10 protein-coding genes are annotated in these 12,705 nt (G+C 67.6%); 7 read left to right on the forward strand and 3 right to left on the reverse strand.

Features of this window, described 5'->3' with window-relative positions; all coding sequences use genetic code 11:
- The first annotated feature begins 13 nt into the window (after window positions 1-13).
- Together treY and treZ are read left to right on the forward strand one after the other, a co-directional pair.
- Window positions 14-2,299, forward strand: coding sequence for a malto-oligosyltrehalose synthase (gene treY / locus V4U86_RS14345; protein ID WP_395311846.1), 2,286 nt, complete (start codon window positions 14-16; stop codon window positions 2,297-2,299).
- On the forward strand, window positions 2,292-4,019 hold the full coding sequence (gene treZ, locus V4U86_RS14350; protein ID WP_395311847.1) for a malto-oligosyltrehalose trehalohydrolase: 1,728 nt from the start codon (window positions 2,292-2,294) through the stop codon (window positions 4,017-4,019). Before treY ends, treZ begins: the two co-directional genes overlap by 8 nt.
- Here treZ and ilvA read toward each other — a convergent pair.
- Window positions 4,007-5,287, reverse strand: coding sequence for a threonine ammonia-lyase IlvA (gene ilvA / locus V4U86_RS14355; protein ID WP_395311848.1), 1,281 nt, complete (start codon window positions 5,285-5,287; stop codon window positions 4,007-4,009). The genes treZ and ilvA overlap by 13 nt on opposite strands.
- Window positions 5,288-5,424: 137 nt before the next feature.
- Here ilvA and V4U86_RS14360 point away from each other — a divergent pair, with 137 nt between their 5' ends.
- Window positions 5,425-5,616 (forward strand): hypothetical protein, encoded by a 192-nt coding sequence (locus tag V4U86_RS14360; RefSeq protein ID WP_395311849.1) that lies wholly within the window; start codon window positions 5,425-5,427, stop codon window positions 5,614-5,616.
- An 11-nt stretch (window positions 5,617-5,627) separates the two neighbouring features.
- Here V4U86_RS14360 and V4U86_RS14365 read toward each other — a convergent pair whose 3' ends face one another.
- Complete coding sequence (locus tag V4U86_RS14365) at window positions 5,628-6,020, reverse strand: MerR family transcriptional regulator (RefSeq protein ID WP_395311850.1); 393 nt, start codon at window positions 6,018-6,020, stop codon at window positions 5,628-5,630.
- A gap of 71 nt (window positions 6,021-6,091) precedes the next feature.
- Here V4U86_RS14365 and V4U86_RS14370 point away from each other — a divergent pair, with 71 nt between their 5' ends.
- Complete coding sequence (locus V4U86_RS14370; RefSeq protein ID WP_395311851.1) at window positions 6,092-6,526, forward strand: PPOX class F420-dependent oxidoreductase; 435 nt, start codon at window positions 6,092-6,094, stop codon at window positions 6,524-6,526.
- A gap of 7 nt (window positions 6,527-6,533) precedes the next feature.
- On the opposite strand, the gene dnaE is transcribed toward V4U86_RS14370, so the two are convergent.
- The gene (gene dnaE / locus V4U86_RS14375; RefSeq protein ID WP_395311852.1) at window positions 6,534-10,070 is read right to left on the reverse strand and encodes a DNA polymerase III subunit alpha; all 3,537 of its coding nucleotides are present in this window, start codon (window positions 10,068-10,070) and stop codon (window positions 6,534-6,536) included.
- Between the two features lie 171 nt (window positions 10,071-10,241).
- Here dnaE and V4U86_RS14380 point away from each other — a divergent pair, with 171 nt between their 5' ends.
- From V4U86_RS14380 to V4U86_RS14390, 3 genes are read left to right on the forward strand one after another with little or no spacing between them, the layout of a single operon-like run.
- Complete coding sequence (locus V4U86_RS14380; RefSeq protein ID WP_395311853.1) at window positions 10,242-11,174, forward strand: ATP-binding cassette domain-containing protein; 933 nt, start codon at window positions 10,242-10,244, stop codon at window positions 11,172-11,174.
- The gene (locus V4U86_RS14385) at window positions 11,171-11,908 is read left to right on the forward strand and encodes an ABC transporter permease (RefSeq protein ID WP_395311854.1); all 738 of its coding nucleotides are present in this window, start codon (window positions 11,171-11,173) and stop codon (window positions 11,906-11,908) included. The genes V4U86_RS14380 and V4U86_RS14385 overlap by 4 nt, the downstream gene beginning before the upstream one ends.
- Entirely contained in the window at window positions 11,905-12,699 is a 795-nt protein-coding gene (locus V4U86_RS14390) for an ABC transporter (protein ID WP_395311855.1), read from the forward strand. The genes V4U86_RS14385 and V4U86_RS14390 overlap by 4 nt, the downstream gene beginning before the upstream one ends.
- The last annotated feature ends 6 nt before the right edge of the window (window positions 12,700-12,705 follow it).

Consider the following 12,705-nt stretch of genomic DNA (forward strand, 5'->3'; position numbering starts at 1 on the left):
GCGGTAACGGCTGATGGGTGTCCCGCTCTCCACATATCGCCTTCAGATGCGCGGCGATGCGTTCACCTTCACCGAGGCCGTCGAACTGCTGGACTATCTGGACGACCTGGGTGTCTCACATCTCTACCTCTCCCCCATCCTGACCGCAGCGCACGGGTCCACGCACGGCTACGACGTCACCGACCCGCTGACGGTGTCCGAGGCCCTCGGTGGTGCAGACGGGCTGGCCGAGTTGTCCGCGCAGGCGCGCGCCCGCGGCATGGGCCTGGTCGTCGACATCGTGCCCAACCATGTCGGCGTCGAGGATCCTCGGCAGAACGCCTGGTGGTGGGACGTGCTCGAACACGGCCGCGACTCCGCCTACGCCACGTACTTCGACATCGACTGGGACCTGGATCCCACCGGCCGAATCGTGTTGCCGGTGCTGGGATCCGACGAGGACCTCGACGAACTCACCGTCGACGGGGACGTGCTGTGCCTCGGTGACCGGGTGTGGCCGATCGCCCCCGGCACGGCCGGCGGATCCGGCCGCGAGGTCCACGAGCGCCAGCATTACAAGCTGATCGGCTGGCGGAACAACCTGTGCGGGTACCGCCGGTTCTTCTCCATCACCTCGCTGGCGGGCCTGCGCCAGGAGGATCCGGGGGTTTTCGAGGCCACCCACGCCGAGGTCGGCCGCTGGTTCACCGAGGACCTCGTCGACGGCCTGCGGATCGATCACCCGGACGGGCTGGCCGAGCCGGCCGGGTACGTCACCGACCTGCGTGACCTCGTCGGGCCTGCGGCGTGGATCGTCGTCGAGAAGATCCTGGCACCCGAGGAGGCACTGGACACCGGCCTCCCCGTGGACGGCACCACCGGCTACGACGCGCTGCGCGAAATCGGCGGGCTGTTCATCGATCCCGCGTCCGAGCCCACCCTGACCGCGCTCTACGAATCGACCGGCGTGGACTACAGCGCCGTCGAACAGCGCGTTGCAGAACTCAAGACACGATCTGCGACCCGCACCCTGGGCAGTGAGCTGGCCCGGGTGCGCCGGGCCATCGTCGCCGACACCGGCGCCGATCATCCGCTGCTGCCCGACGCCGTCAGCGCCCTGCTGACCCACGTGCACGTATACCGGTTCGACTATCTGGACCTCGCCGGGATCGCCCCGACGGCCATCGACCGGACGGTGCGGACCCGGCCCGAACTGGACGCACCGCTGCAACTGGTGGCCGCCGCATTGGCACACGACGGGGAGGCCGCCACCCGGATTCAGCAATTGTGCGGTGCGGTCACCGCGAAATCGGTCGAGGACTGCCTGTTCTACCGCGACGCGCGGCTGGTCAGTCTCAACGAGGTGGGCGGCGAGCCCGCGCTGTTCGGGGTCAGCGCGGCGGAGTTCCACGAGCGCTGCGCCACCCGGGCGCGGCTGTGGCCGCACGCGATGGTGACGCTTTCCACCCACGACACCAAACGCAGCGAGGATGTGCGGGCCCGGATCGGTGTGCTGTCCCAGCTGGCAGACGAGTGGGCCGACCGGGTCGACCGGTGGTCGAAGATCGTGCTGACCCCCGACCCGGCGACGTCACTGTTCCTGTGGCAGAACATCTTCGGGGTGTGGCCGGTGGACGGTGAGGTGACCGATGCACTGCGCACCCGGCTGCACGCGTACGCGGAGAAGGCGATGCGCGAGGCGGCGACGCACACCAGCTGGGACGACCCGGACACCGAGTTCGAGTCCGGGGTACACGAGTGGATCGACGCCGTCATCGAGGGTCCGGTGTCCAAAGAACTCACGGCGTTCGTCGACCGCGCCGATCCGCACGCCCACAACGACAGCCTCGGCCAGAAACTGCTGGCGCTCACCGTCCCCGGCGTTCCGGACATCTATCAGGGCACCGAGCTGTTCGACGACAGCCTGGTCGATCCGGACAACCGCCGTCCGGTGGACTACGCGGTGCGACGCACGGCGCTGCAGGCGCGTACCGATCCGAAGATGCGGGTGGTCAGTGCGGCGCTGCGGTTGCGCAGGGACCGTCCGGACGTCTTCCTGGACGGGAGCTACCGGCCGATGCCGGCCGCGGGGTCTGCGGCGGCCCACCTGATCTCATTCCTGCGCGGCGATGACGTGCTGGTGGCGGTGTCCCGGTGGACGGTGAAACTCGCCGAAACCGGCTGGGGGGACACCACTCTCACCCTGCCGGAGGGAATGTGGATCGACCGGCTGACCGGCCGGACCCATGCCGGCAGCCCGGCGGCCACCGAACTGTTCGCCGACCTGCCCGTGGCACTGCTGGAGCGAGCCGATGACTGAACGCGACTTCGCGGTGTGGGCACCGCGCCCCGAACGTGTCCGGCTGCACGTGGACGGCACGCTGTATCCGATGGAGCGGACGAGCGGCGACTGGTGGCGCGCAACGGTGCCGGCCGCACCGGACAGCCGCTACGGCTTCGTCCTCGACGAAGACGAAACCGTGCTGCCCGATCCGCGCTCGCCGCGCCAACCCGACGGAGTGCACGCACCGTCGCAGCTGTGGAGCCCGGACCGCCCTGCTCCGACCTGGGCCGGGCGGTCGATCGAGGGTTCCGCCATCTACGAACTGCACATCGGCACCTTCACGTCGGCCGGCACGTTGGATTCGGCGGTCGAGAAGTTGCCCCATCTGGTCGATCTGGGTGTCGACTTCGTCGAACTGATGCCCGTCAACGCGTTCAGCGGCACGCACGGCTGGGGCTATGACGGTGTGCTCTGGTACGCCGTGCACGAACCCTACGGCGGACCGGATGCGCTGCTGCGCTTCGTCGAGGCCTGCCACGCGAACGGGCTCGGAGTCCTCATCGACGCCGTCTTCAACCATCTCGGTCCGTCCGGAAACTATCTGCCGCGGTTCGGCCCGTACCTGTCCACCGGGTCGAACCCGTGGGGCGAATCGGTGAACATCGCCGATGCCGGGGCCGACGAGGTGCGCCGCTACATCATCGACTGTGCGCTGCGCTGGATGCGCGATTTCGGGGCCGACGGCCTGCGGCTGGACGCTGTACACGCCCTGGTGGACACGACCGCGATCCACATTCTCGAAGAGCTGTCGGCCGAGACGGACGCGTTGGCAGCGGAATTGGGCCGGCCGCTGTCCCTGATCGGTGAGAGTGACATGAACGATCCGCGGTTGATCACCCCGCGGGATCGCGGTGGACTGGGTCTCACCGCACAGTGGGATGACGATATCCACCACGCCATCCACACCGCGGTGTCTGGTGAGCGGCAGGGCTACTACGGCGATTTCGGCACGCTGGAGACGCTGGCGACGACGTTGCAGCACGGCTACTTCCATGCCGGTACCTACTCGTCGTTCCGTGCCCGCCGGCACGGCCGCCCACTGGATACCGCCACCATCCCGGCGACCCGGCTGCTGGCCTACACCCTGACCCACGACCAGGTCGGCAATCGCGCCACCGGCGACCGCCCGTCACAGAACCTGACCACCGGGCAGTTGGCGGTCAAGGCGGCGCTGGCGCTCGGATCTCCCTACACGGCAATGCTGTTCATGGGTGAGGAGTGGGGCTCGAGCAGCCCGTTCCAGTTCTTCACCTCGCACCCCGAACCGGAACTGGGCCGCGCCACCGCCGAGGGCCGCAAAGCCGAATTCGCCGAGCACGGCTGGGACGCCGACGAGATCCCCGACCCGCAGGATCCCGAGACCTTCCTCCGCTCGAAGCTGAACTGGGCCGAGGTCACCGAGGGTGAGCACGTCCGGCTACTGGAGACCTACCGGGGCCTGATCGCGCTGCGGCGCACCGAACCGGATTTCGCCGACCCGTGGCTGCCGAATCTGCGCATCGACTACGACGAAGAGAACCGCTGGATCGTGATGCACCGGGGCGCATTTGCGGTCGTCTGCAATCTGGGCGATGCTCCGGTGACCGTTCCCGTCGCCGGAGACACCGTGCTGGCCTGGGAGCCACCGTCCACCGATGGCGGGAGCACCGCGATCCCGGGGCATTCTTTCGCGGTGCTGCGGACTCAGGTCAGATAGCGGTAGGTCGGCGAACCGGGTTCCAGCAGTTCGACGTGCGCCTCGGACTCCTCCATCCGCTGGATCAGCCCCTCCAGATCGGCGGCCGAACTCAACTCGATACCGACGAGCGCTTCGCCGGTTTCGCGGTTGTTGCGCTTGACGTATTCGAACAGGGTGATGTCGTCGTTGGCGCCGAGCACGCTGTCCAGGAAGCCACGCAGGGCACCGGGCTCCTGCGGGAAGTCCACCAGGAAATAGTGCTTCAGACCGCGGTGCACCAGGGAGCGCTCCAGGATCTCCCCGTATCGGGAGACGTCGTTGTTGCCGCCGGAGATGATGCACACCACGGTGGAGCCGGGGGTGATGTCGGCCTCCAACAACGCAGCCACCGACAGCGCTCCCGCGGGCTCGGCGATGATGCCCTCGTTCTGATACAGGTCGAGCATCGCCGAGCACACCGCCCCCTCGTCGACCGAGGTGATCGACAGCATGTCGCCGGCCGCGGCAAGCGCAGCGTGGGTGTGGGTACCGGCCCGAGCCACCGCAGCCCCGTCCACGAACTGGTCGACGTGATCGAGGGTCACGGGTTCACCGGCGGCCAGCGCGGCCATCATCGACGCGGCCCCTGCCGGTTCGACGCCCAACACCGAGGACGTCGTGGTGCGTTCGGACAGGTAGGTGGTGATACCGGCGATACACCCGCCACCACCGACCGGGACGATGACCAGATCGGGCTCGGCGGAGAGCTGCTCGAGCAGTTCGACCGCGATGGTGCCCTGGCCGGCCATGGTCCGGGGGTCGTCGTACGGGGGCACGAGGGTGGCCCCGGTGCGCGCTACATCATCGAGCGCGGCTTCGGCCGCCAGGTCGTAGGTCTTGCCGCCGATGATCAGTTCGATGTAGTCGCCGCCGTGGTAGCGGATGCGGTCGCGCTTCTGCTTCGGTGTCTTGGCCGGTGCGTAGACCCGGCCGTGCACGCCCATCGACCGGCAGGCCAACGCGAAACCCTGAGCGTGGTTGCCCGCCGACGAGCAGACCACGCCGGCCGCGAGTTCTTCGGGCGTGAGCTGCATCAGCACGTTGTAGGCGCCGCGCAGTTTGTAGGACCGCACCGGCTGCAGGTCCTCGCGCTTGAGGTACACCTGGGCGCCGGTCGCCGCCGACAGCCGGTCACTGAACTGCAGCGGAGTAAGGGTGACGACGTCGGAAATTCGTGCAGCGGCCTCGTCGATGTCGGCCGCGGACAGCGGCGAAACACGTGGGACTCGGCTCAGGTCTGCAGACACCGTCTAATGGTGCCACTACCTGTCCTCACGACGAAAACCGGTTTCCCCTCCGGTGCTGGGACAACGCCGGGCAGAGACGTACGACACGCAGAAGGTTTCGGTTGCCCGAACTCTGGGTTGCGAGCTATCGTGGACCCATGACCACGCACACCGAAATCAACATCGCCGGGGTCCCGTGGCCGATGTACAAGGTGGTCGCGCTGATCCTCGGCGCCCTGGTGCTCGTGGCGGTCGGCGTCCTCGCCGCCAACCTTGGTCCGGCCGTGCTGACCGCCGCCGCCGCGGCGACCGCGGTGTGGCTGGCCGGTGGAATGTCCGCGCGCCGGTAGCTTCTGCCTTCTCACCCAGCCAACAGCGTGTGCGGAATGCCGCATCCGCACTCCTCTATCGACGGACATTCGCAGGCCATTCCCCACCGGATGATCTCCTTGGCCCGCTCCAGGGTCCGCATCTGAGCGTCGATCTCGATGAGCTTCGCCTCGGCCAGTGCCCGGGCCACCGGCTTGCCGGGGGCGTGGTCCCCCATCAGCGCCACGATCTCCTCCAGCGCGAATCCGGCGGCCTTACAGGCGCGGATCACCTCCAGCCGGATCATGGCCGATTCCGGGTAGCGTCGCTGACCACCGACCCGCTGCGGGGGCGGCAGCAAGCCGATCTGCTCGTAGTAGCGCAGCGTGGTCTGCGCGACTCCGGTGCGGCGTGCGACCTCACCGATGGTCAATAGTGTGGCCATCGACAGCACCTTCCCTGAAGACCCTTGACTTAGAGCCAACTCTAAGTTGTTGACTGTCGATCATGCCATCGATGGATACCGAACTTGCCGCCCTGAGCCGATCCCGTTACGCCATGCTGCGCACGCACCGCCGTGACGGCACCCCGGTCGACACGCCGATCTGGTTCGTCGCCGACGGTCGAACCGTCCTGTTCCGCACCAAGATCGGCCCGAAGACGCGGCGCCTGCAGGTCCGCGCCGACGTGGAGTTGACCGCCTGCGATCACCGCGGCAACTGCGTCGGCGACACCGTCGGGGGTCGCGCCCGACTGCTCTCCGGGTCCGACGCCACCCGCGCCAATACCTTGCTGCACAACCGGTACGGCTGGCAGTGGAACATTCTTCCGCTGCTCAAGATCCCCGGCGTCACCAACGTGCACCGCGATCTGCCGCTGCGCGAGAAGCTGCGCCGCGCCCGGCACCGCGACGTGTGGCCGGACAGCGCGATCGTCGCGGTCGACCTGTGACCGCCGCTCAGCCGCCCAGGCAGCCCGGGCCCAGCAACGCCTTGAGGTCACCCATCAGCGCCGAGGACGGTGTCACGCGCAGCGACTGATCGAGTTCCAGGGTGGTGATCCGCTCCCCGCTGATCAACCGCAGATGTACCTGCGAGGTCCCGGGGTGACGGGTCAGCACCTGCTTGAGCGCGGTCACCTTGTCCACCGTGCACTGCCGCGTCGGCAGGCTGACCGCGACCGGGCGATCGCCCTGGGCGTTCGAGAAGTCGGGAACGATCAGATCGTTGGCGATCAGCGAGATCCGGTCGTCCCGGATCGCGACCTTCGCGCCGACGATCACCACCGCATCGTCGGCGATGTCGGCACCGAACGCCGAATAGGTCTGCGGGAAGAACAACACCTCGATGCCACCGGTGAGGTCCTCCACTTGCGCTGAGGCCCAGGGCAATCCGTTCTTGTTGACCCGGCGGTTGACCGAGGCCAGGATCCCGCCGATGCGCACCTGCGCGTCGTTGCCGATGTCGCCTTCCAGGATCGCCGGGATCTGGGTGTCCACCTGGGCGGCCAGCAGGTGCGCCACCCCGTCCAGCGGATGCCCGGACACGTAGAGCCCCAGCATCTCCCGCTCCAGGGCCAGCTTGTGCTTGTCCTCCCACTCCCCCTCGGGTACGGGAATGGTGAACACCGACTCGATTCCGGAGTCGGCGTCCCCGCCACCGAACAGGTCGAACTGGCCGATCGCCTCGGCCTTCTTGGTGCCGAGCACCGAGTCCACCGCGTCGGCGTGCACCAGGAACAACCCCTTACGGGGATGACCGAGCGAGTCGAATGCCCCCGCCTTGATCAACGATTCGGTGACCTTCTTGTTGCAGGCCGCGATGTCGATCTTGTTCAGGTAATCGGAGAAGTCGGTGTACTTCCCCTTCTCGCGGCGGGCGTTGATGATCGACTGCACCACATTCGCGCCGACGTTGCGCACACCGCCGAGGCCGTACCGGATGTCCTGACCGACCGAGGCGAAGTTGTGCACCGATTCGTTGACGTCCGGGGGCAGCACGGTGATGCCGAGCCGGCGGCAGTCCGACAGGTAGACCGCGGCCTTGTCCTTGTCGTCACCGACCGAGGTGAGCAGACCGGCCATGTACTCGGCCTGGTAGTTGGCCTTGAGGTAGGCGGTCCAGAACGACACCAGCCCGTAGCCGGCGGCGTGCGACTTGTTGAACGCATACCCCGCGAACGGAAGGATGGTGTCCCACAACGCCTTGACCGCGGCCTCGGAGAAACCGTTGGCGGTCATCCCCTCCTTGAAGCCCTTGTATTCGGCCTCGAGGACCTCAAGCTTCTTCTTGCCCATGGCCTTTCGCAGCGCGTCGGCCTTGCCCATGGTGTAGGAGGCGACCTTCTGGGCGATGAACATGATCTGCTCTTGGTAGACGATCAGACCGTAGGTCTCGGCGAGGATGTCCTTGAGCGGCTCCTCGAGCTCGGGATGGATCGGCTTGATCGGCTGCCGGCCGTTCTTGCGGTCGGCGTAGTCGTTGTGCGCGTTCATGCCCATCGGGCCGGGCCGGTACAGCGCCAGCACGGCGACGATGTCGTTGAACCCGGTGGGCTGCATCCGGCGCAGCAGATCGCGCATCGGCCCGCCGTCGAGCTGGAACACGCCCAGGGTGTCACCGCGGGACAGCAGCTCGTAGGTGGCCGGATCATCGAGCGGCAGATGATCCATGTCCAGGTCGATGCCCCGGTTGGCCTTGATGTTCTCCAGCGCGTCACCGATCACGGTGAGGTTGCGCAGCCCCAGGAAGTCCATCTTGAGCAGGCCGATGGCCTCACAGGACGGGTAGTCCCAGCCGGTGATGACGGCGCCGTCCTGCGGCCGCTTCCACAGCGGGATCGCGTCGACCAGCGGCTCGGAGCTCATGATCACCGCGCAGGCGTGCACGCCGGCGTTGCGGACCAGGCCTTCCAGACCACGCGCCGTCTCGTAGATGGTGCGCACGTCCGGATCGGTTTCCAGCAGGCCGCGGACCTCGGCGGCTTCCTTGTACCGCTCATGGGTGGGATCGGTGATCCCGGACAGCGGGATGTCCTTGGCCATGATCGGCGGCGGCAGCGCCTTGGTGATCCGGTCGGCGATCGCGAAACCGGGCTGGCCGTAGTTGACCCGGGCCGAGTCCTTGAGCGCGGCCTTGGTCTTGATGGTGCCGAACGTGATCACCTGGGCCACCCGGTCGCTGCCCCACTTCTCGGAGGCGTAGCGGACCATCTCGCCGCGGCGGCGGTCGTCGAAGTCGATATCGATATCGGGTGCGGACGGCCGCTCGGGGTTCAGGAAGCGTTCGAACAGCAGACCGTGCGGGATGGGGTCGATGTTGGTGATGCCCATCGCGTAGGCCACCAGCGAACCCGCCGCCGAGCCACGGCCCGGGCCGACCCGGATGTTGACCGAGCGCGCGTAATTGATCAGGTCGGCGACGATGAGGAAGTAGGCCGGGAAGCCCTTGTCGCAGATGACCTTGATCTCGTAGTCGGCGCGGTCCAGGTACTCCTGGGCCACACCGTCGGGGAACCGGCGGGCCAGGCCCTCGTCGACCTCGTGGCGCAGCCAGGATCCCTGGTCGTGCCCCTCGGGCACCGGGAAGACCGGCATCCGGTCCCGCGGGGTCCACACGTCGGCGTAGGACTGCACCCGCTCGGCGATCAACAGGGTGGAATCGCAGGCGCCGGGGACCTGGGGGTCCCACAGCGCGCGCATGTCGGCGGCGGACTTGAGGTAGTAACCGTCCCCGTCGAACTTGAAGCGGGTCGGATCCGACAGCGTCTTACCGGTCTGCACGCACAGCAGCGCCTCGTGGCTGTGCGAGGCCTCCCGCGTCACGTAATGGCAGTCATTGGTGGCCAGCGGCGGGATGCCGAGCTTGCGGCCCACCTCCAGCAGCCCGTCCCGGACCCGGCGCTCGATCTCGATGCCGTGGTCCATCAACTCCAGGAAGAAGTTCTCCTTGCCGAAGATGTCCTGCCACTTGGCGGCCGCGGCGAGCGCTTCGTCGATCTGCCCGAGCCGCAGCCGGGTCTGCACCTCGCCGGAGGGGCAGCCCGTCGTCGCGATGATGCCTTCGGCGTGCTCGGCGATCAGTTCGGCGTCCATCCGGGACCACTTGCCGAGCTGGCCCTCGAACGAGGCCAGCGAGGACAGCTTGAACAGGTTGCGCAGCCCGGTGGCGTTCTCGGCGACCATCGTCATGTGCGTGTAGGCACCACTACCCGACACGTCGTCGGATTTCTGGCTGCGGTCACCCCACTGCACGCGCTTGGTGTCGAACCGCGAGGCGGGGGCGATGTACGCCTCGATACCGATGATCGGTTTGATCCCGGCGGCGGTGGCGACGTTGTAGAACTCGCTGGCCCCGAACATGTTTCCGTGGTCGGTCATGCCGATCGCGGGCATCTCCAGGCGCTGGGCCTCGGCGACCATCGGCTTGACCTTCGCGGCACCGTCGAGCATCGAATACTCAGTGTGGTTATGCAGGTGCACAAACGAAGCGCTCATAGGGTGGCCAGTCTATTGGTGTGCTCCGACAGTTCCGGGCGTGTCGCATGACGTGTCGTCCCACACAGCCCGAGCGGGCCCCGTTGGGAGACCGGGCACCGTCACGACAACCCAGGACGACCCGCGACCGAAGGTCTCACATACCGGATTGCGGCTGTATCGTATGACTCCGTGATCGAGCTCCAGAACGTCGCCAAGACATTCGGCGGCAGCGTGCCCGCCCTGCGCGACGTGAGCTTTTCCGTTCCCACCGGGTCGGTGTGTGCGTTGCTGGGTCACAACGGAGCCGGCAAGACCACGACGGTGAAGATCCTGTCGACCTTGCTCACCCCCAGCTCGGGCACCGCGGTGGTCGCCGGGTACGACGTGGCCCGCGAGCCCGCCAAGGTGCGCCAGAACATCGGTGTCACCGGTCAGGACGCCGCCCTCGACCCGCGGCTGACCGGCCGGGAGAATCTCGTGCTGTTCGGGCGGCTGCGCGGCATGCGCAAGGCGCAGGCCCGCGCCCGGGCCGATGAACTCATCGCCCAATTCGACATGGGCCATGCGGCCGACCGGCAGGTCGTGGGCTACTCCGGCGGCATGCGGCGGCGTATCGACATCGCCGTGTCCCTGGTCATCCTGCCCAAGGTGCTCTTCCTGGACGAACCGACCACCGGCCTGGACCCGCGCAGCCGGCGTGACGTGTGGAACCTGGTGTCCTCGTTGAAGGCTCAGGACATCACGGTGCTGCTGACGACCCAGTACCTGGAAGAAGCCGACATCCTCAGCGATTCCATCGTGATCCTCAACGCCGGCCAGATCGTGGCCAAGGGCACCGCCGACGAACTCAAGCGCCAGACCGGCTCGAGCTACTGCGAGATGACGCCGCTGAACCCCGACGACCTGCCGCGGATCGCCGCAGCACTGTCCGATTTCGACGAGGTCGAGGTGGACACCGACGCCACCACCGTGTCCGTGCCGGCCCCGTCGGGCGTGGCGACGCTGACCGAGGTGTTCCGGCGGATGGACGAGATCGGTGTCGAACTCATCGACATCTCGCTGCGCAGGCCTTCGCTCGATGAGGTGTTCCTGCACCTCACCAGCCCGGTCACCACGACGTGACGGCGGTCGCGATCCTCACGGCCCGCGTGCTGCGCAAGAGCCGGGTGGACTTGGTGTTTGCCACGCTGGTACCGATCGCCGGGTTGATCGGGCTCACGTTCCTGCTGCGCGACATCATCGCCGTCGGCGACATGACCTACGCCCAGTACGTCCTGCCGGCCGTGGTCGTGCAGGCGATGCTGTTCGGCGCGCTGACCACCACCGACCGGGCGGCCTGGGAGAAGATCAGCGGGCTGGGCGCCCGGATGCGCACGTTGCCCATCTCGCCCTACGCCCCGCTGATGGCCCGGATGGCCTACAGCCTGGTCCGCGGTGTGCTGGGTCTGATCGCGTCCTTCCTGGCGGCGGCGCTGTTCGGGTTCCGGCCGTCCGCCGGATTCGGCTACACGGCCGCATTCGTCGTGATGGCGCTGGTCCTCACGCTGGCATTGTCGCTGGGCGCCGATGCGACCGGCAGCAAGGCCGGGCGCACCGAGGTGGCCAGCCAGCTGCTGCTCGTCCCGCAGCTGCTGCTGGTGCTGCTGTCGACCGGCCTCGCGCCGCTGGACGCCTTCCCGTCGTGGCTGCATCCCTTCGTGCAGTACCAGCCGATTTCACAGATCACCGAGACGTTGCGCGGATTCACCAGCGGTCACGTCGACACCGGAAACCTGGCGGCCAGCCTGGCGTGGTGCATCGGCCTGCTGGTGATCTTCGGCGTCATCGCCGTGCGACTGCAGGGACGGCGATCATGACCACCCAACCCACCCACAAGCATTCGCTGCTGACGGAGAGCTGGATCTTCGCCGGCCGGTTGTTCATCCAGTGGCGCCGGTACCCGATGGTCCCGCTGCAGGCGCTGCTGTTCCCCACCGGACTGCTGATCATCTATGGCCTGCTGGTGGGCAAGTCGATGGTGCGGATCACCGGTAACAGCGGCCTGGACCTGCTGATCCCGGTGTGCGCGCTGGCCGGCGCCATGTCGGCTGCCGTCGGCGCCGGCCTCTCGGTGCCCTACGACCGCGACAGCGGCCTGCTGACCCGGATGTGGATGATGCCGGTGCACCGCACCGCACCGCTGACCGGTGCGCTGCTGGCCGAGGCGGTGCGCACCTTCGTCGGTACGGCATTCGTCGTGGCCACCGCGTACGTGATGGGCTTCCGGTTCGCCGGCGGCGCACTGTCGCTCGTTCTGTACCTGTTGATCCCGGTCATCGTCGTGCTCGTCTTCGCGACGGTCGTCATCACCCTCGCGCTGCGCCCACAGGGCCGACTCATCCTCACTTGGACCCAGAGCGGCTGTATGGGCCTGGCGTTCGCCACACTGATCCCGGTCGAACGCATCCCCGCGGTGCTGCGCCCGCTGGTCGAGTACCAGCCGATCGCGCCGCCGGCGGCGGCCATGCGGGCGCTGTCCTCGGGCGGTGACGTCTGGCAGCCGCTGCTGCTGACCCTGCTGTGGGCTGTGGTGCTGGCAGCATTGTTCGTGCCGGCCACCGTCCGGGGTTACCGCATGGCGGTCGAGGGCGGCAAGCTCGAGGCCTGAGCCCGA

It is taken from the genome of Mycobacterium sp. AMU20-3851 (assembly GCF_043974665.1).
In the GTDB taxonomy this organism is placed as follows: domain Bacteria; phylum Actinomycetota; class Actinomycetes; order Mycobacteriales; family Mycobacteriaceae; genus Mycobacterium.

What these genes read in the sequence shown, in the direction of transcription:
- treY (WP_395311846.1), top strand. Translation starts at nt 14, where the DNA reads ATGGGTGTCCCGCTCTCCACATATCGCCTTCAGATGCGCGGCGATGCG.
- treZ (WP_395311847.1), top strand. Translation starts at nt 2,292, where the DNA reads ATGACTGAACGCGACTTCGCGGTGTGGGCACCGCGCCCCGAACGTGTC.
- V4U86_RS14360 (WP_395311849.1), top strand. Translation starts at nt 5,425, where the DNA reads ATGACCACGCACACCGAAATCAACATCGCCGGGGTCCCGTGGCCGATG.
- V4U86_RS14365 (WP_395311850.1), bottom strand. Translation starts at nt 6,020, where the DNA reads ATGGCCACACTATTGACCATCGGTGAGGTCGCACGCCGCACCGGAGTC.
- V4U86_RS14370 (WP_395311851.1), top strand. Translation starts at nt 6,092, where the DNA reads ATGGATACCGAACTTGCCGCCCTGAGCCGATCCCGTTACGCCATGCTG.
- dnaE (WP_395311852.1), bottom strand. Translation starts at nt 10,070, where the DNA reads ATGAGCGCTTCGTTTGTGCACCTGCATAACCACACTGAGTATTCGATG.
- V4U86_RS14390 (WP_395311855.1), top strand. Translation starts at nt 11,905, where the DNA reads ATGACCACCCAACCCACCCACAAGCATTCGCTGCTGACGGAGAGCTGG.